The sequence below is a fragment of the Chromobacterium vaccinii genome, from assembly GCF_001855275.1.
Classification (GTDB): domain Bacteria; phylum Pseudomonadota; class Gammaproteobacteria; order Burkholderiales; family Chromobacteriaceae; genus Chromobacterium; species Chromobacterium vaccinii.
In genome coordinates this window covers 2,165,408-2,184,333 of the sequence record NZ_CP017707.1, presented here as the reverse complement: position 1 = coordinate 2,184,333, position 18,926 = coordinate 2,165,408, and the positions used below count along the sequence as shown (strand labels likewise).

Sequence of the window (18,926 nt, the reverse complement as noted above, 5' to 3'; positions counted from 1 at the left end):
GCCAGGATCAGACCGTTGATCGGGGAGGGTGGGATGAAGAAACTGCTGTTTGTCGTGCCCATGCACATTTCCTGGGACTCGTTTACCAAACCCGAGTACTACAATGTGCAGCTGGCCAAAGGAGATGGGAAGGTTTACAACATTCCCCGCACCGATTTGCCCTTGGGACCGCTGTCCATCTCCGCGTACTTGAAGAAATTCCTGTCGCTGGACGTGAAGCTTATCGATTTCAACGCCGAGGTGAACGCGCTCGATGCGGTGCCCTTCGATTGTTTCGAGGCCTTGTGCCGGCACTTCTTCCAGCAGATCAAGGATTTCCAGCCCGATTTCGTCGGCATCTCCTCGCTGTTCAGCCCGTCTTTTCCCAATTTCATGGATTGCGGCAGGGTGGCGAAGGAGGTCTGGCCGGACAGCATCGTGGTCGGCGGCGGCAACATCCCCACCAACAGTTACGAGCAGATCTACCGCGACATGGGCTGCACTTTCTTCGACGGCCTCTGCTTCGGCGAGGGCGAGAAGCCGATGTTGCATTTGCTGGAGTCGGACGATCCGCGCGGCTTCCTGGCCAACTCGGATGCCTGGATCACCCGGGGCAAGGTGATGGGCGAGGCGCTGTTCGCGCCCAAGCACGACTTCATCGACGATCTGGATGAAATCCCGTTCTTCGATTACGACCTGTGCGATATCGACAAGCACGAGATCAATCAGGTGGTGGCGTCCTACCACAATCTGGACAAGACCCGCGGCTTTCACGTGATGACCTCGCGCGGCTGCCCCTTCCTTTGCACCTTCTGCGCCTCGCACCGCACCCATGGCCGCTCGATGCGCTACCACTCGCTGGCGCGCGTGCAGGAGGACTTCACCCGCCTGGTGGAGAAGTACGACGCGGCGACGGTCATCTTCCAGGACGACCACCTGATGGCCGATTCGGACCGGGTGTACAAGATCCTGGAGATCGTGAAATCGCTGAAGCTGCAATCGGTGTACCAGAACGGCCTGACGCTGTACGCGCTGGACCGTCCGATGCTGGAGGCCTTCTGGGACGCCGGCGTCCGCCACCTGGTGCTGCCGGTGGAAAGCGGCAGCGAGAAGGTGCTGAAGAAGCAGATGAGAAAGCCCTTGAAGATGAAGATTTCCGAGAGGGTGGCCAGGGACTGCCGCGACCTCGGCATCTACACCAACACCAATATCCTGATCGGCATGCCGGGCGAGACCAAGGAAGATCTGGAGGAGGCGCGACGCAATCTGCGCGAGATCGCCTCCAACTGGTTCAACATCGCCTGCGCCAGCCCCATCGTCGGCAGCGAGATCCACGACATCTCCAAGGAGAAGGGCTACATCAAGATCAACGATCTGGGCTCCGACTACCGGACGGCGGTCATCAATACCGAAGACTTCAGCGCCGAGTTCATCCAGGAATACCAGTACTTCATGAATCTGGATCTCAATTTTGTCCATAACTACGACATCCGCTGCGGCAACTACGCCTGGGCGGAGCGCGGGCTGAAGAACGTGCTGCGTCTGAAGAGCGACCATGCGTTCGCCCATTATTACCTGGCGAAGTGCTACCGCGAGTGGGGGCGGGCAGGGGAGGCCGAGCTTCACTATGCCAGTTATCTGGAATCGATCCAGACGCCGTTCTGGGGACGCTGGGCATGGATCTTCGGCCTGGAGGGCGTCAATCCGGCCGACTGGTCGACGGAGCATTACGGCCTGTTGGCGGAAGTCCTGGTCTCTCCGGCCATGGCGGATGCCGACGACGCCCAGATCATCGCGGCTTCCGCTTGAGCCAACCCGGTCTGCTGACCGGACCCATGGAGCGAAACTGCTGGAAATGAGCGGTTTCGCTCCATGTTTTGCCTTATGGCCCGCAAGGAGGGATGGCCGCCCCCGGTGGCTGACGGCGCGGTCCGGCCGCGATCTGTTATGCTGTTTGGAGTGGCCGGATTCATTCATTTCCTAGCGAGCCTCAGCCATGAAATCACAGGAAAATAACGTGGAACAACAACCCCGCAAGCCGCGCATTGGCGTTCTGACCCGAGACCTGCAGGACGCAGCCTGCTTCAAGCTGCGGCTGGGCGATCCGCTCCGCCTGATGTCGCCGGTGCTGGATGCCTATCTTTTCCGCAATCAAGTTGAGTACAGCTTCGAGGGTGATTATCCATTCAAGGATGATCAGGATTTTGTGGACTCGATGGACATGTTCGTCGTCCAGCGGCTGTTTCCCTACCCGGAATTCAGGCCGGTGCTGGAGATGATCGTCGAGTCCGGCAAACCCTTGGTCTACGAAACGGACGACTGGCTGCTGGACACGCCCGAGCAGCACGTGATGTACAACTTGTGCCAGCCGGCGTTCGACGGCATCGAATGGCTGTTGCCCAAGTGTTCGCTGGTGACCGTGTCGACCGAGGCGCTGGTCGAGAAGGTGAAGCCCTACAACGACAAGATTTTCGTCTTCCAGAATTGCCTGGCGTCGGAACGCCTGGTGGAGCCTATGCCGCACAGCGGCCAGATCACCATCGGCTTCGCGGGCACCAGCACCCACGGCAAGGACGTGGAAATGGTGTCCGCCGCGTTGAAGCGGATTTATCACGAGTACGCCGGCCAGGTGAAATTCGTGTTCTGGGGCGATGTGCCCCCGGACTTCGTCGGCATCAAGGATGTGCGCAAGGTGGCGGAATTCGTCACTTACAACGAATACCTGGCGGAGCTGGCCAAGCTCAAGATCGATATCGGCATCGCCCCGCTGGTGCGCAGCGAGTTCAACGACTTCAAATCCGACATCAAGTGGCTGGAGTACGCGGTGGTCGGCGCGGCGGCGGTCGTGTCCGAGGTCCCGCCATATGCGGATCTGAAGGACAGCGGCCTGGCGGTGGTGGCGGAGAATACCGAAGACGGATGGGTGACCGGGGTCAGCAAGCTGATCGACGATCCGGAGTTGCGCGTCCGTCAGGCGGAGGCCGCCCGCCGCCATGTGCTGGACAAGCGCTTGCTGGAACAGCGGGTCGGCGATCTGCTGGCCCGGTACGCCGAATTGCTGCCGGATGGCCTCAAAGTCCAGATGCCGGCCCAGTTCGGCCATATCATCCAATACGATCTGGGCGAAAACGACATCGACGGCTCGAAGGCCTACCGGCGCTTGGTGAAGCGCCGCCAACTGCGGGAAGTGCACGCGGAGCAGCTTGCCGAGCGCATGATGCTGGCCTGGAAGCAGGTGCCGATGTTCAACCTGATCGTTCTGGCGCCTGGCAACCGCCTGGCGCGGCTGTCGGAAACGTTTTCCGCGATGGAGGACGTGCTGTACCGGAACTGGCGGCTGATCGTGATTTCCGACACGCCGGAACCCGACCCGATTTTCAGCAGCAATCCCCAGCTCGCCTGGCTGCAGCTAGATAGCCTGGAGAACGACCAGCAGGTGGCGGATGTCATCAACAGCGTGATCGCCGATGTGCCGTCCGACTGGGTCATGCTATTGCCCGCGGGCGCGCGCTTGCAGCCCAACGCGCTCGCGCGTCTGGGAGAGGAAATTCACGTCCATCCGGAATACGGCGCCATTTATTGCGATCATGACGTGGTCTCGCCGATGGGCAGGCGCTTCCGTCCGGCTTTCCTGCCGGACTTCTCGCCCGATTACCTGCGTTCCATGGACTACACCAGCTACGCGGTGGCGTTCAACCGGGAAACGCTGGCCAAGCTCGGCGGCATGCAAGCCTACCCGCGCGCGCATTGCTACGATGCGCTGCTGCGCGTGTACGAGCGCTGGGACCGCGGCGCGATCGGCCATGTCGACGACGTGCTGGTATCCCTGCCCTGGGTGGACCCCAAGAGCGACCGCCTGGGCAACGCCTCCCGACGGGTGGCGCTTGAGAGCCATATCAATCGTTGCGGTCTGCCGGCGTCGGTGGATGAGGGGCTGGTGCCGGGCACCTTCTATTACCAGTACCAGTTGCTGGCCTCGCCGCTGGTGTCGGTGATCATTCCGAGCAAGGACAAGCTGGAATGCCTGGAGCCCTGCCTGGCCGGCTTGTTCGGCACCACGGCGTACCAGAATTTCGAAGTGCTGATCGTCGACAACGGCTCGGAAGACCAGGAAACCTTCGAGTTCTACGAGCGAATCCAGGCCAGCCATCCGGGCCGGATCCGCATCCTGGCCTATGATGCGCCGTTCAACTTCTCCGCCCAGTGCAATCTCGGCGCGCGCGAGGCGCGCGGCGAATACCTGCTGCTGCTGAACAATGACACCGAAGTGGTGTTTCCGCATTGGTTGGAGCGCTTGCTGGCGACCGCGCAGCAGCCGGGCGTCGGCGCGGTGGGCGCGCGCCTGTTGTATCCGGAGATCGGCCGCGTGCAGCATGCCGGCATCGTGCTGGGCATGCCCGGCGGGATGTATTCGGTGGCCGACCACATCTTCGAAGACATGGATTACCTGTTCCCGGGCTACCTGAACCGCAGCCTGACCATGCAGAACTATTCCGCCGTCACCGCAGCCTGCCTGCTGGTGGAGAAACAGATCTACGAGCTCGTGGGCGGAATGGACGAGGAGAAGCTGCAGGTCTGCTTCAACGATGTCGATTTCTGCCTGAAGGTCCAGGCGGCCGGCCTTCGCAACGTCTACAACCCGTTCGTGGTGCTGTACCACCACCACGCCAAGAGCATAGGCCGCGTCACCACCGATCCGCGCCCCGCATTGAAGGCGGCGGTGCGCGAGCGAGAGGAGATGGAGGTGATGCTGGCGCGCTGGCTGCCGGTGCTGGCGAACGATCCCGGCTTCAACCGCCACCTGTCGCTGCGCAACAAACGCGGCTTGATCGAATCTGACCGCATCGTCGCCTGGGACGCGAAGCTGCCGGGCCGCAAGCGGGTGCTGGGCGTGCCGGTGCCGGGTGGCAGCGGCGAATACCGTTTGAGCCAGCCGCTGTCGGTGCTGCAGGAAAAAGGCAAACTGGACGGCGAGATCCACCAGCCGTCCGCCGGCATTCCCACCGTGGTGGAACTGGCCCGCCAGGCGCCGAATACGGTGTTGCTGCATACCGGCATCAGCGATTATCTCTATGAGACGATGGATGCCTACCGCAAGTACATTCCGGATCTGCGCATCGTGTTCGGCCTGGACGACCTAGTGGGCGGCGTGCCGGAGAAAAGCAGCCTGTACGACCACTGGTCCCGCCACTACCCCGACGCGAAGCAACGCCTTCGCCGGGTGTTGAAGTTGTGCGACGCTGCGGTGGTCTCCACCCAGCCTCTGGCCGATTTCATCCAGAACATGGTGGGCGAGGTGGTCATCGCGCCGAACCGGCTGCGCAGAAGCGTGTGGGGCGACCTGAAGTCCGAGCGCCGCGCCGGCAAGAAGCCCAGAGTCGGTTGGGTGGGCGCTGGCCAGCACCGCGGCGATCTGGAGCTGATCCACGAGGTGATCCTCGCCACTTACAAGGAAGTGGACTGGGTGTTCATGGGCATGTGCCTGCCGCAGTTCCGTCCCTATGTGGCCGAGATGCACCATGCGGTGCCCTTCGCCGATTATGCCGCGAAAGTGGCCAGCCTGAACCTGGATCTGGCGGTGGCGCCACTGGAGCTCAACCCTTTCAACGAGGCGAAGAGCAATCTCCGGCTGCTGGAGTACGGCGTGCTGGGTTGGCCGGTGGTGTGCACCGACATTTATCCGTATCAGACCAATGACGCGCCGGTATGCCGCCTGCCCAATCGGGCAGACGTCTGGATCGAGGCCATCCGCGCGCGGGTGCATGATCTGGACGCGCTGGCGAAGGAGGGCGATGCGCTGAAGGCCTGGTTCGATAAAGACTACTGGCTGGAGGACCATTACGAGGAATGGTTCCGCGTGCTGCATGGTTGAGCGCTAGCCGAGTCACCGGATGACGTTAAGCCCCGGGTATGCACCCGGGGTTTTTCTTTCCAAAGGAGATAGTCTGCATTTTTGGTAATTTTGCCATTTTCATCAACGTTTCCCCGCCGGGGCCGATCAAGTTGGCAACAGGCAATTATTTTGGTAGCCCGCTGGGCTGATAAGGGGAACGAAAATGGCAATTACCGTCAATACCAATATTTCATCGCTGCAGGCCCAGCTGAACCTGAACGGCTCTCAGGCGTCGTTGTCCAAATCGCTGGCCCGCTTGTCTTCCGGCCTGCGCGTCAACAGCGCCAAGGACGACGCCGCCGGTCTGGCGATTTCGCAGACGCTGACTTCGGCCATTCGCGGCAACAACCAGGCGATCAGCAATGCCAACGACGGTATTTCCGTAGGTCAGACCGCTGAAGGCGCGCTGGGCCAGATCGCCAACAACCTGCAGCGTATCCGCGAAATCGCGGTGCAGTCCTCCAACGCCTCGGTGAGCAACACCAACCGTTCGCAGCTGCAAAACGAAGTGGACCAGCTGACCCAGGAAATCTCGCGTATCGTGCAGACCACCCAGTTCAACGGCACTCAGCTGTTGTCCGGCAGCGCGGTGTTGACTTTCCAGGTGGGTTCGTCCGGCGCCAGCAGCAACCAGGTATCGGTTTCGTCGCAGGATATGACCTCCGCTGGCGTGCTGTGCAGCTACAGCTCGGCGCTGACGGCCACCGGCACGATCAACATCACCACTCAGTCGGGCGCCTCAGCCATTCTGTCGTCGCTGGATTCGGACATCGCGGAAATTTCAACGGTGCGTTCCACCTGGGGTTCGGTGCAGAACCGGTTTGACGCGGTCGTGGCCAACCTGCAGAACTACGTGCAAAACCTGACTGCGGCCAATAGCCGAATCATGGATGTGGACTTCGCCTCGGAAACGGCCAACCTGACCAAGAACCAGATTCTGCAACAGGCGGGCAGCTCGATTCTGAAGCAGGCCAACTCCCTGCCTCAGGCCGCCCTGACGCTGCTGCAGTAAGCGCGTTTGAAGGTGCCTGGCCGCAGCCTGTTCGTCAGGCTGCGGTGGATGGGTGGACTGGAAGCCTGGCGATGAGGATGAAGGAGTTGATGGTGTTGATGTGAAAATTCACATGCTGGCCATAAAGTTCAGACCTCCTCGGTCGATAAGTTGTGTAAGCAAGCTGTTTTGCCCACACAAAGCACCAGGAGAGTCACCATGGCTATTACCGTCAACACCAATGTATCCTCGCTGCAGGCGCAGCTGAATTTGAACAACTCGCAGATGTCGCTGACCAAGTCGCTGCAACGTCTGTCTTCCGGCCTGCGCGTCAACAGCGCCAAGGACGACGCCGCCGGTCTGGCGATTTCGCAGACGCTGACCTCGGCCATCCGCGGCAACAACCAAGCGATCAGCAACGCCAACGACGGTATTTCCGTAGGTCAGACCGCTGAAGGCGCGCTGGGCCAGATCGCCAACAACCTGCAGCGTATCCGCGAAATCGCGGTGCAGTCCTCCAACGCCTCGGTGAGCAACACCAACCGTTCGCAGCTGCAAAACGAAGTGGACCAGCTGACCCAGGAAATCTCGCGTATCGTGCAAACCACCCAGTTCAACGGCACCCAGCTGTTGTCCGGTAGCGCGGTGCTGACTTTCCAAGTGGGCTCGTCCGGTGCCAGCAGCAACCAGGTTTCGATTTCGTCGCAGGATATGACCTCCGCGGGCGTGCTGTGCAGCTACAGCTCGGCGCTGACGGCCACCGGCACGATCAACATCACCACGCAGTCGGGCGCCTCGGCCATTCTGTCGTCGCTGGATTCGGACATCGCGGAAATTTCGACGGTGCGTTCCACCTGGGGTTCGGTGCAAAACCGGTTTGACGCGGTGGTGGCCAACCTGCAGAACTACGTGCAAAACCTGACTGCGGCCAATAGCCGGATCGTGGATGTGGACTTTGCTTCGGAAACGGCTAACCTGACTAAGAACCAGATTCTGCAACAGGCTGGCGCGTCTATCCTGAAACAAGCGAATACTCTGCCCCAGGCAGCTCTGACGCTGCTGCAATAACAGTAGTACACTGATGGTAAAGCCAGTCACAGCTCCGGTTGGGCAACCGGAGCTGTGGCCATGAGGAGCGTAATCATGCAAATCCCTTCCATATTATCGCCAGCCGCGCCGACGACGGCCGCTCCGGTACCCCGTCAGCAGTTGGTAGAGTTGAACCAGGCATCATCCAATGACCAGAGCCAGCCCGTTCTGGCCGATACGACGCAAGCTGTTGCCGCGGCTGGGCAGAGCCAGCAGCAGCAGTCCACTGCGGACTCGCAGCAGAAGCAGCAATCGTTGAGCAAGCAGTTGCAGGATTCCGTCAGCCAGCTCAACAACACGGCGGCGCTTTACAGCAGTTCCTTGCAGTTTTCCGTCGACAAAGACACCGGATCCACGGTGGTGAAGGTGGTCGACAAGGAGAACAACAAGGTCATTCGTCAGATTCCGTCCGAAGAGGCGTTGCGCATCGCCAAGGCGATCGGCGACTTCAAGGGCCTATTGCTGAAGGACAAAGCCTGATCTATTTGTCCCGATGCGGCGATAACATGGGGATAACATGACAGCCATTACCAGTTCCGTGGGCGCATTGGATGTACAGGGCATCGTCAGCCAGTTGATGATGATCGAGCGGCAGCCTCTGAACGCGAGTCAGAAGCGGGCCGACCAATACAATACCCAGCTCAGTACGGTAGGCAAGCTAAGCTCCTCCCTGTCTGCATTGCAGACGGCTTTGTCCAGCTTGTCTTCCGGTCGTTTCCTGCAGGTATTCAAGGCGTCGGTCAGCGATGCTTCGATGGGTGCCGTGACCGCGACCAGCGGCGGCAGCCCCGGCACCTATCAGATCAAGGTCGACAATCTGGCCAGCAGCCGGCAACTGGTGTTCGACCAGTCGGGCGGCGCCTCGATCAAAGATCCCAAAGCGGCTGTCAGCGGCGCGCCGGACACGATTTCGTTTCAGATCAACGGCAAGACCCAGACCGTCAAATTGCGCGACAATCCGGGCGACGCGGTTTCTCTGCAGACGATCAACGACAAGATCAATGCGGCCGGCATCGGTGTCAACGCCACGGTCGTCCAGAACAATGGCGAATACAAGCTGGTGTTGAATTCCGCGTCATCCGGCACCGACAACGAGTTCAAGATCGTCTCAGGCACCGGCAGCAGCGACTCGAACTCCACGACGGGCTCCACGCTGGCGGGGTTGTCGCAGAGCGCTGCCGCAGGGACTGAATCCCGCAATGCGGGCAATGCCAAGCTGACGGTGAATGGCGTCGCGATCACGGCGGGCAGCAACAAGGTGTCCAGCGCAGTGCCTGGGGTCGACATCGATTTGTACAAGGCCGGCGAGTTCACGGTTTCGATGTCGCCGGACAGCGCGGGGGTGGGCAAGAACCTGCAGTCTTTCGTCGACGCTTACAATCAGGTGGTTGGCGACGTGAAGGCCGCCCGCGGCGGCGTGTTGAAAGGTAGCGCGTCGGTGCTGGATATACAGAGCCGGCTGCAGCAGGTATTGAGTACGCCGGTGGCGGGTGTGGACCCGGTAAAATCCTACGCTTTCTTGGCTCAGGTCGGCATTTCCTTGCAGAAGGATGGCACGCTGAAATTGGATCAGACGGCCTTCAACGATGCGCTGCAGAAAGACAAGCAGGCGGTGACCAATCTGTTCGGCAACAGTGCGAATACCGGTTTCGCCCAACGTTTCAATAACGAAATCAACAGCATGCTCGGACCGAGCGGCGTGATTGAAACCAGCAAATCGACCATCAGGTCGAAGGTCAGCACAGAAACCCAGTTGCAGAGTTCTTTGCAGGCGCGCCTGGATACCAAGCAATCGCAGTTGCTGCAGCAGTACACGAATTTGAACAAGACTTTGACGCAAATGCAGTCGGGCTCCAACAGCCTGTTCAATATGATTTCCAGCAGATAAGTTGAAAATGGGCGGACGTCTTTGCGGATCGTCCGCCCGCAATATTTGAAGGTGACCCATGCTGAATTCTCGGATGCTTAAGCAGTTCAATCAGGCGTACGCCAACGACGCCTTGAAGACTGCCGTGTATGGGGCGAGTCCGGTCGGAATCGTTGTGATGCTGTACGAGGGTGCGATCAAGGCCCTGGCTTCGGCGGCCGTGGCGATTGATGGCGGTCGTTTTGAGGAAAAGGCCCGGATGATCAGCAAGACGGTTGATATTCTGGAGGGCCTGCGCGTCGCGTTGGAATTGGATCAGGCTTCCGATGCCGCATCCAATCTGAATGATCTGTACCTGTATATGAAACTCAGGCTGGCCAAGGCCAGCCTTAAGAATGACAAAGAAATTCTGGCGGAGGTGAAAGGCTTGCTGGAAACCATTCTTCCGGCTTGGCAGCAAGTGGACCGGAGCGGCGCGGCGCAACAGCAGGCGGCCGGCCAGAGCGGGGAGTGACGGCGATGGCGGGACCCAGGGCAAAGCGCGGCCTGCCGGCTTTGATCGACGAGCTGGAGCCTTTGAGCAGGCAGATGCTGGAGGCGGTGTCCAAGCGCGATCATCCGCGGTTCACGGAGCTGCACGGGCGGAGCGAGTCCGGCGTGCAGCAATTGCTGAAGCAGCTGGAGTCGGAGGAAGCGCGTAGCAGTCTGAGCGAAGAGCAGCGCGAGACCTTGCGCAGGGTTCTCATCGTGCGTGAAGAAACCCAGCGCCAGCTGGCCAACTGGGCTGGCCAGGTCAAGAGCGAGCTGCGCACGCTCAGCCAGAGTTCCAAGCTTCGCCGCCAGTACAAGGGATGAGCGCGGGCAGCATTCAAGCGCCGGGTTTTGGCTTGGGTTGCGCCGCATTTCGCCATACACTTAAGTCAGTGTGGATCTCACCCTAGGGGCAATCTCCATGTCCGGCGCCTTCTTTCCTTACCTGATGGTCTTATTGTGGCTCGCGTTGGCGGCGGTGGTCGCCTATTTGTACAGCCGGCTGCAGAGACTGGAAAGCAAGCGCGACAGCGTCACTTCTCTGTATCTGGATCAATTGCAGCAGCAGATCAGCGCTTTGCAGCGCGATGTTTCCCGCCTGCAGTCGAGAGCGGAGAACCGCAATCACAGCGATCCGGGATTGAGTCCGTACAATCAGGCGATCGAGATGATCCGGCAAGGGCTGACCGCTTCCGAAGTGGCGTCGCGTTGCGGTATTTCCCGCAGCGAGGCGGAGTTGATCGTATCCCTTTACCGTAATAGCCCGACTTCATGATTCCATCGCTGCCCACCAATCTTCCCGTCAATACGCAGGGTTCGGCGCCGACCGCCAATCCGCTGAGAACCTCGATAGACGGCTCCCGGCTGCTGGAGGCTCTCAGCCAGCCGTCCAAGCTGCCGTCGCTTATGGTGGGTGAACTGCTGACCGCCAAGGTAGCGGATCAGCTGGGCAATAATCAGTTGGCTGTGCTGATCAAGAACGCGCTGTTCACGCTCAGCCTCCCGCAAGGGGCCAATCCTTCCGGCGATACCCTCAATCTGAAGGTGGTGTCGCTGCAGCCGTCGCTGACCTTCGCTTTGCTGGACAGCGGCAAGGATGGCGCCGCCGCCGCGCCGCAGGATGGCTCGGTCGCAGTCAAGCTCAGCCAGGCATCCCGTTACCTGACCGCGTTGCTTACGTCTTCCGAGTCGGCGACTCCGGATGCTGCAGGCTCTTCCGCTCGGGCTGCCGGCAAGCCCTTGCAACTGGATGTTGCCCAGCAGGCGCCGGCGCAGGTGGCCAAGCAGCTGCAGCAGGACGTCAAGCAGAGCGGCCTGTTTTACGAATCTCATTTGAAGGACTTCAGCAACGGCCAGCACCCGTTGGAGCATCTGAAGCTTGAGCCGCAGGCCAAGCTGAGCGTGCCTTTGCATATTTTGGACGATGACCAGAAAAGCAGCCAGCTCAAGCCGCAGATGCAGGAGCTGGGCAGCTTGGTGCAACGCCAGCTGGATGGCCTGGAGAACCGAACGATGCAGTTTCAGGGCCTGGCTTGGCCGGGGCAGCCGATGCAGCTGCAGATCGAGCAGGAAAAGGCCGAGAACGAGAGGCAAGGCAGCGGGGAGGAGGAGATTCCAGTGTGGAACACTAGCCTGTCGCTGGAATTGCCATCTTTGGGCGGCATGGGTGTCCGGTTGAGGATGGTGGGACAGTCGGTGCAAGTGATGTTCAGCGCCGATGAAGGGGAAACCGGACAGATGATACAGCGCAACGCGGCCCGTTTGCAGAGCGGCATGGCCGCCGCGGGTCTGAATCTGGCCAGCCTGGTAGTGAAGCAGCATGAATCAGCAGAATGACGACAAGCGCCGCTCGGCGGTCGCCCTGTCCTATCGGGAGGGCCAGCATTCGCCGCGGGTGGTGGCCAAGGGTTATGGCCAGATGGCCCAGCGCATCATCGATTGCGCGCAGGATGCCGGCGTGTTCGTCCACGATTCGCCTGAACTGGTGTCGCTGTTGATGCAAGTCGACCTGGACAAGCATATTCCTCCCGAGCTGTACCGCGCCGTCGCCGAAATCCTGGCTTTCATCTATTACCTGGAACGCCAGGCCGGGGGCAAGGACACGGCGTTCGAAGACTGGTCGGCCGGACGCCGCGAACCTGCCGGCAATCCCTGAGCGCCTCTGGCGCCGTCATCGACAATCCCCTATCCTCGTCCGATCGCTGTTTTTCTATCGGAGAGCGGAATGCGCATTGGTTATATCGGTCTGGGCATCATGGGGCGTCCCTGCGTCCTCAATCTGTTGAAGGCGGGTTTTGACGTCAGCGTGTGGGCGCGCAAGCGGCAGAGCGCGGACGACGTGTTGGCGGCCGGCGCAGCCTGGGCGGCCAGTCCGGCCGAATTGGCTGGCCAGGTGGACGTGCTGGTGACCAATGTCTCGGACACCGCCGATGTCGAGGCGGTGCTGCTGGGAGAGCAGGGCGCGGCGAATGGCGCCCGGCCAGGCCTGGTATGCGTCGACATGAGCACCATCGCGCCCAATGGCGCGCGCCGCATCGCCGCCGCGCTTGAGAAACAGGGTATCGATTTCTTGGATTGCCCGGTGTCCGGCGGTGAGGTCGGCGCGGTCAACGGCACGCTGACCATCATGGTTGGAGGCAAGGCCGAGGCGCTTGAAAAAGCGCGTCCGGCGCTGCAGGCGATGGGCCAGACCATCACCCACATCGGCGCCAGCGGCGCCGGTCAGGTGGCGAAGGCTTGCAATCAAATCGCGGTGGCGGTCGGCGTGGCCGCGGTCGCCGAGATCGTCAAGCTGGCGAAGGCCTGCGACGTGGATCCCGGCCCGGTGCGGGCCGCGTTGATGGGCGGTTTCGCCCAGAGCAGGGTGCTGGATGTCCATGGCCAGCGGATGATAGACGACAACTACGCGCCGGGCTTCAAGGCCAAGCTGCACGCCAAGGATATGCATATCGTGATCGATACCGCCCGCGAGCAGGGCATCAGCCTGCCGGCGGCGGAGCGCACGATGCAGCTGATAGACCAGTTGGTGGCGCAGGGCGACGGCGAGCTGGACTCCTCGGCCATCGCCAGATTGATCTGGCAGGAGAACTGACTTTCACGCTTGCACGCAAAAAGGGCCGCGATATCGCGGCCCTTTTCATATCCGGGTCATGCTCGCATCAGGCGATGCGGTCTTTCAGCTGTTTGCTGGCGACGAAGGAAACCTTGCGCTTGGCGGCGATCTGGATGGTTTCGCCGGTCTTCGGGTTGCGGCCGGTGCGGGCGGAGGTTTCCTTTACCTTGAACTTGCCGGCCACGATGCTGATCTCGCCGTTGCTGGCCAGGGTGTCCAGCAGCACTTCGTCGAAAGCGCCCAGAACGCGCAGCACATCGGCTTTGGTCAGGCCGGACTTGTCGGAGAGAAGGGCAATCAGTTCGGCTTTGGTCATGGCGATGAATCTTTCAATAGGAGTAAAACCTCATTTTCTGCGATTTTACGCTGCGAATAAAGGTAAAAAAGAAGGGCCGGCTTGTAAATGTCCATCCCATATCCTTGGCCGTGGCATGGCCGCCGCAAGAAAAGGAGCGTTTCTATCTGATTTTCCATGGATTATCATGTTCGAGATAGTTTGGTTAAGTTTTGAATGCCGTGTTTGCGGCATGGAATCTCAAGGAGCGTGAATGTTGGCAGCAGCGAGAATCGCCGTGTTGGCGACAGTATTGGCCTTATCCTGGCAGCCAGCCATGGCCAAGCGAGTGGCGGGGTCCAGCAATCTGGTGACCGAAGACAGCTACGTCAATCATGATGGCGTGCGGGTGCATAAACCCATCCACGCCAAAAGCAAGCCGGCCAACGCCACCGCCCGCTGCCGAGATGGCAGCTACAGCTTCAGCACCCACCATCGAGGCACCTGTTCCGGCCATCGAGGCGTGGCGGAATGGTATCGCTGATGGCGGGGTGCGGTATTGAAATGGCGGTTGTTCGAGTCTTTGTCTGGTAAGGAATTTTCTGGGATATCCCATATCAAAGTAGTTCACCGATCCGGACGCGGGATGGAGGAGTGAGCGATGAGATCGATGAGATCGATGAGATCGATGAGATCGATCAGTTGCTTATTGTGCGTGGCGCTCGCGCTGGCGGGACCGGCTGCGTGGTCTGCGCCTGGCGGGCATGGCGGTGGCCATGGGCAGGGCGAGGGCAATGGCGCGGCCCACGCGGGAATGGGGGCGACGGATGCGGCCTCAAGCAAGCGCGTCCCGGACAAGCTGGCCAGTGATTCCCGGCTGTCCGCCAGCTTGGCCGCGAAGTTGCCGCCGGGCACCGATGTGCAGCAAGCCGCCGCCGGCTTCCGCAATCTGGGCAGCTTCGTGGCGGCGGTCCACGTCAGCAGCAATCTAGGCATTCCCTTCGGCGAACTCAAAGGCAAGATGATGTCCGGTGATTCATTGGGCCAGGCCATTCATGCGTTGAAGCCGGGAGTGGATGCCGACGCGGCTGCTCGTCAGGCGCGAAGCCAGGCGCGGGCGCAACTAGCGGCGCGCTGACCGAGCGGTCAATTCGCTAGGCGGGGCTAGAGACCCGCCGCCGTTTTATCGCCTGCCGGACCTGCGCTCACAATTTGAAGCGGGCGGTGACATGCTGCAGATTCTGCGACAGGGAATTGAGCTCGCTCGAGGTAGTGGCCAGCTCCTCCACCGTCGCGCTGTTCTGTTCCGCCATCTGAGACACCTGCTCCATGTTCTGCGCCAGCGTCAAACTGGCCGCCCGTTGCTCCGCCAGGCTGGAGGTGATGCTGGCGATGGTGCCGACGATGGATTGGGTGCTGCTCTCGATTTCCTGCATCGAGCTGCTCGCCTCATTGGCGCTGCCCGAGACTGCCTCCACGCTGGTCAGGCTGCCCGCCATGCTGTCCACTACCCGGTGGGCGTTCTGCTGGATCGCTCCTATCATCTGGGTGATTTCCTGAGCCGAACTGGTGGTGCGCTCTGCAAGCTTCCGAACCTCGTCCGCCACCACGGCGAAGCCGCGGCCCATTTCTCCGGCGCGGGCGGCTTCGATCGCCGCGTTCAGGGCCAATAGATTGGTCTGGTCGGCCACGTCGCGGATCACGGTGACGATATTGCCGATGCGCTGCACTTCATCAGTCAGCGACCGCATCTGCACCGAGGTGCTGGAGACAGACTGCGTCACGGTGCCGATCTGGCCGACGGAGGCTTGCACATTGTGGCCGCCGCGGCTAGCCAGCTCCCCGGCGGCGCGCGCCTGGCCGGATGCCTGGTCGGCGTTGTCGGCGACGTGGTTGATGCTGACCGTCAATTGCTCGATGGTCGCGGCCGCCGAAGTGGTGGCTTCGGACTGGCGCTGCGCGCCGCCGGCCACTTCTTCCGACATGCTGGCCAATTCGCGGGCGGCGTTGGACACGTTGTGCGCGTTTTGCTGGATGTTGGACACGACTTCTCGCAGTCCCTTGCGCATGTCCTGGATGTCGCGGGCGATGGTGATCGCCTCGTCGCGCGCGGCCGGCAGCGGCTCGTCGGCGCCGGACAGGTCCCCCTGTTTGATCTGATGCACCAGTTGCGCCGATCGGTGCAGCGGCGTGGTGATCTGGCGGGAGATGAACCATGCTGCCATCGCGCCCAGCGTCAGCGACAGCAACGCCACCGCAGTCATCAGGTTGCGGGCCTGGGCATAGCTGTCCTGGCCGTCCTGAACCGCTTTCTGCATTCTTTCTTCCTGGTATTGAGCCAGCTCTCGCAACGCTGCCATGAAGGCATTGTTGGCCGGGGCGAAATGCTGTTTCAGGAAAACATAGGCTTCGCCGTTTTTATTCGAGCGGGCCAATTGATACAAAGGCGCGTATTGCTGGCCCAGCACGGCGCGCGCCTGCTTTACTTTCTCCATCAGCTCATGGCCCCGCGGAGTCACCACGACCTTGTCCAGACTGCTCAGGTTTTCCGTATTTTTCGCGCGCAGGCTTTCCACCTGGGCGATCTCCGACTCTATCGTTTGCGGTTCGGTAGTGATGATGGCGTTGCGCACGCCGCGGCCGATATCCAAGGTGGTGATCGTGATGCGGTCGATCAGCATCACTTTGGGATAGCGATTCTCAATGATGTCTCGCGATTTCTGCTGAATGCCATCCATTTTGAACATCGCCACGATCACCACGGCCAACAGCATCATCAGCACTGAACCAAAGCCGATGAAGAGCTTCTGCCGGACTGTCAGTTGATAAAGCATTGTCCTTCTCCATGGTTTATTCATCTACATTAGGATGTGAAAAGCCATTTTCATATTAGGTGCTGAATGGCAGGACAACCGGTTTCCGGCATCTGTGGCTCCGGTGGCAAGACCGGGGCGTTGCCTGCGGGGAGCCAGCCTGGACTGGGGGCGGAGAGCGTTTGGTCTAGAACGAAGAATCCATGACGGCTTGTTTGGCTGTGGAAACGGCGTGCCGGCGTGCGATCTCTCTTCGTTTATGGATGCGCTGGGCATGCTCGAGCGTGGCGTAAGGCGCGCCAGGCCTGCAAGAGGCTGCCCGGCTTTGGTTTTGGATGCCGCGAGTGATCGTCCAAGGGCAAGACCTTGCTGTCGTGTGGTAGGAGCGGCTTGAGATTGCCGGCTTGCCGCCGATATCCTTTAGGAAGCGTTGCAAGAATGCGTGAGCGTCCTTCGCCATGGCGCGTGTGGGGCTCGTTCTCGGTTGCGCAGTTGGGGCCTCTTGGCCACTGTTGAACCGGCTCGTACTTTTGCGGAGATTGGGCGTAATATCTGCCCAATCATGGTGATGTTGTAATAGGGCAATAAATGTGACATATGAGGGGCGTTGGCGACAATGTCGATGCCTAATATCGATGTAATCCTCTCATTGCAAGTTAGCGAGGTCAGTAATGTCTTCCAAGTGTTTATTGATTATCCCGCCTAACATCACCTTCGAGGCGTTTGTCAATCCGTCCGCAAACAGCAAATACTGGATGCACAAGAATGGACGGAAATATGGTGTTCTGATCACCGATGTTCCTCTCGGTGTCTTGACCATCAGCGCCTGGTTGAAAGATAGATGCAATGCCGAGGTTCAGGTTGTAGATTTCAATACGGAAATACATAAAACATGGGATAGCCCGGAGGCAACCTCGTTCCATGACTGGTTTGAAGAGGTTTTTCTGTCTATAAAACAGTCTGGATTCGAGCCGGATTTGATAGGGTTTTCATCGCTTTTCATTACCGGCTATGACAACCTTTTGGCATTGGCTGCAGTCGCTAAAAATATTTTCCCGGACGCATTCAGAATATGCGGCGGTAACTTGCCGACAACCATGTATCGAGAGCTTTTCTCCGATAGTCCGGATGCGTTTGATGCGCTCTGCTTTGGCGAAGGCGAGCTGCCTATTACAGAACTGATGGCGGCGGAAAACAAGGCTGATTATTGCAATGGCTCTGCTCAATGGATCACAAAAGAGAATCTGAAGCAGGGTGCGATGTATCAGCATAACTTTATTTCTAATCTGGATGAGATTCCCGATTTGGATTATGACTGCATTGATCTGAAGGATTACCACCTTAATCCAACCATCAAGGCATACACTTCCATTGGTGATAGAACAAATTATATTACGTACATGGGGAGCAGAGGCTGTCCATTTCATTGCACATTCTGCGCCGCGCATACGGTGCATGGACGGAAAATGCGAAGCTTCACGATAGAGAGGATAGAGCGCGAGTTATTCGATCTATGTGAAAAGTATGCTCCCAATACGCTGGTTATCGAAGATGATATGTTTCTTTGGGACAAAGAGTGGGCCGCCAGCGTTTTGAAAATCGCGCAAAAGCTGAATTTGACCTGTTTCTTCCCGAATGCGCTTGCATTGTATGCGCTTGATAGGCCCATGTTGGAGGAGTTGCATCGTACCGGCGTCAGGCAGTTGACGCTCGCAGTCGAGTCCGGCAGCGCAAGAGTGCTGAAGGAGGTAATGAGAAAGCCGCTGAAGCTGTCGATCACAAACCGGGTGGTCGAGGACTGCCGGGATTTGGGAATCTACACCGATTGCAACATCATCATCGGCATGCCTGGCGAAACATTGAATGACATCAACGATACCCGGGAATTCCTGCGCTCTCTGGATGCGAACTGGTATCGGATCAACGTTGCGACGCCATTGGCGGGCAGCGAGATGTACATAAATGCGGTCAAAAATGGGCAGATAAAAGGCGATATACGCATGGCGGGCTATAAGCGATGCGTAGTCGAAACTAAGGACTTTACTCCTGCGCAAATTGAGTCCATCGCTTATGACATCAATTTGGAAATGAATTTTCTGCGAAACTCCGATATCAAATACGGAAACTATGAGCGCGCATTGGAGACATTCGAGAATGTCTTGTTGTTGCGTAATGACCATGCTCTGGCGATGTATAAAATCATTGAGTGCAAGAGATTGATGGGCGTTGGGCCGGTTGATGAGGAACTATGGACCCGGTTGGAGGACATGGTGCAAGCGACGCCCTTCTGGAGTAAATATTTTCAGGATCATGCCTTGGCGTTCCGGGATTGGACTGAGGCCGAGTTGAAAACAGGCTAGCGCAGGATATATAGGCG

Annotated in this window: 18 protein-coding genes; 16 read left to right on the top strand and 2 right to left on the bottom strand. The window is 59.4% G+C overall.

The features are described from left to right. Window positions 1-33 precede the first annotated feature (33 nt). The 12 genes from BKX93_RS10160 to BKX93_RS10105 all read left to right on the top strand — a co-directional run bounded on the left by BKX93_RS10160 (window position 34) and on the right by BKX93_RS10105 (window position 13,441). Window positions 34-1,788 carry a B12-binding domain-containing radical SAM protein gene (locus BKX93_RS10160; RefSeq protein WP_235429329.1) on the top strand — a complete coding sequence of 585 codons (1,755 nt, stop codon included), beginning with the start codon at window positions 34-36 and terminating at the stop codon, window positions 1,786-1,788. Window positions 1,789-1,996: 208 nt separating this feature from the next. Next, a complete protein-coding gene (locus BKX93_RS10155) occupies window positions 1,997-5,851 on the top strand; it encodes a glycosyltransferase (RefSeq protein WP_235429470.1) in 3,855 nt (1,284 codons plus the stop codon). 184 nt (window positions 5,852-6,035) lie between these two features. Beyond that, window positions 6,036-6,884, top strand: coding sequence for a flagellin N-terminal helical domain-containing protein (locus tag BKX93_RS10150; protein ID WP_046158382.1), 849 nt, complete (start codon window positions 6,036-6,038; stop codon window positions 6,882-6,884). Window positions 6,885-7,082: 198 nt separating this feature from the next. Continuing rightward, window positions 7,083-7,931: a flagellin N-terminal helical domain-containing protein gene (locus BKX93_RS10145; RefSeq protein WP_046158383.1), complete on the top strand. Its 849-nt coding sequence runs from the start codon at window positions 7,083-7,085 to the stop codon at window positions 7,929-7,931. Between the two features lie 75 nt (window positions 7,932-8,006). Beyond that, entirely contained in the window at window positions 8,007-8,432 is a 426-nt protein-coding gene (locus BKX93_RS10140; RefSeq protein ID WP_031295495.1) for a flagellar protein FlaG, read from the top strand. A gap of 37 nt (window positions 8,433-8,469) precedes the next feature. Further along, window positions 8,470-9,840, top strand: coding sequence for a flagellar filament capping protein FliD (fliD, locus tag BKX93_RS10135; protein WP_070979682.1), 1,371 nt, complete (start codon window positions 8,470-8,472; stop codon window positions 9,838-9,840). A 73-nt stretch (window positions 9,841-9,913) separates the two neighbouring features. Continuing rightward, window positions 9,914-10,333, top strand: coding sequence for a flagellar export chaperone FliS (gene fliS, locus BKX93_RS10130; protein WP_046158385.1), 420 nt, complete (start codon window positions 9,914-9,916; stop codon window positions 10,331-10,333). A gap of 5 nt (window positions 10,334-10,338) precedes the next feature. Next, window positions 10,339-10,674: a flagellar protein FliT gene (locus tag BKX93_RS10125; RefSeq protein WP_046168350.1), complete on the top strand. Its 336-nt coding sequence runs from the start codon at window positions 10,339-10,341 to the stop codon at window positions 10,672-10,674. A 97-nt stretch (window positions 10,675-10,771) separates the two neighbouring features. Then, window positions 10,772-11,125 (top strand): DUF2802 domain-containing protein, encoded by a 354-nt coding sequence (locus BKX93_RS10120; RefSeq protein ID WP_046158387.1) that lies wholly within the window; start codon window positions 10,772-10,774, stop codon window positions 11,123-11,125. Further along, window positions 11,122-12,186 (top strand): flagellar hook-length control protein FliK, encoded by a 1,065-nt coding sequence (gene fliK, locus BKX93_RS10115; RefSeq protein ID WP_052717636.1) that lies wholly within the window; start codon window positions 11,122-11,124, stop codon window positions 12,184-12,186. The genes BKX93_RS10120 and fliK overlap by 4 nt, the downstream gene beginning before the upstream one ends. After that, entirely contained in the window at window positions 12,170-12,505 is a 336-nt protein-coding gene (locus BKX93_RS10110; RefSeq protein WP_046168351.1) for an EscU/YscU/HrcU family type III secretion system export apparatus switch protein, read from the top strand. The genes fliK and BKX93_RS10110 overlap by 17 nt, the downstream gene beginning before the upstream one ends. Before the next feature lie 69 nt (window positions 12,506-12,574). Then, window positions 12,575-13,441 (top strand): NAD(P)-dependent oxidoreductase, encoded by an 867-nt coding sequence (locus tag BKX93_RS10105; protein WP_070979680.1) that lies wholly within the window; start codon window positions 12,575-12,577, stop codon window positions 13,439-13,441. 67 nt (window positions 13,442-13,508) lie between these two features. On the opposite strand, the gene BKX93_RS10100 is transcribed toward BKX93_RS10105, so the two are convergent. Continuing rightward, the gene (locus tag BKX93_RS10100; RefSeq protein WP_021475323.1) at window positions 13,509-13,778 is read right to left on the bottom strand and encodes an HU family DNA-binding protein; all 270 of its coding nucleotides are present in this window, start codon (window positions 13,776-13,778) and stop codon (window positions 13,509-13,511) included. Here BKX93_RS10100 and BKX93_RS24635 point away from each other — a divergent pair. The 3 genes from BKX93_RS24635 (at window position 13,777) to BKX93_RS10090 (ending at window position 14,874) form a co-directional block, all read left to right on the top strand. Then, window positions 13,777-14,010, top strand: a complete 234-nt coding sequence (locus tag BKX93_RS24635) for a hypothetical protein (protein ID WP_145929293.1) — start codon at window positions 13,777-13,779, stop codon at window positions 14,008-14,010. The genes BKX93_RS10100 and BKX93_RS24635 overlap by 2 nt on opposite strands. Next, on the top strand, window positions 14,011-14,280 hold the full coding sequence (locus tag BKX93_RS10095) for a DUF3761 domain-containing protein (RefSeq protein WP_031295491.1): 270 nt from the start codon (window positions 14,011-14,013) through the stop codon (window positions 14,278-14,280). A 144-nt stretch (window positions 14,281-14,424) separates the two neighbouring features. Further along, window positions 14,425-14,874, top strand: a complete 450-nt coding sequence (locus BKX93_RS10090) for a hypothetical protein (RefSeq protein ID WP_145929292.1) — start codon at window positions 14,425-14,427, stop codon at window positions 14,872-14,874. Window positions 14,875-14,941: 67 nt separating this feature from the next. Here BKX93_RS10090 and BKX93_RS10085 read toward each other — a convergent pair whose 3' ends face one another. Then, entirely contained in the window at window positions 14,942-16,570 is a 1,629-nt protein-coding gene (locus BKX93_RS10085; RefSeq protein WP_046158391.1) for a methyl-accepting chemotaxis protein, read from the bottom strand. Window positions 16,571-17,304: 734 nt separating this feature from the next. Between BKX93_RS10085 and BKX93_RS10080 the strand changes: the two genes are divergently transcribed. Then, entirely contained in the window at window positions 17,305-18,909 is a 1,605-nt protein-coding gene (locus BKX93_RS10080) for a B12-binding domain-containing radical SAM protein (protein WP_052717637.1), read from the top strand. Window positions 18,910-18,926 lie beyond the last annotated feature (17 nt).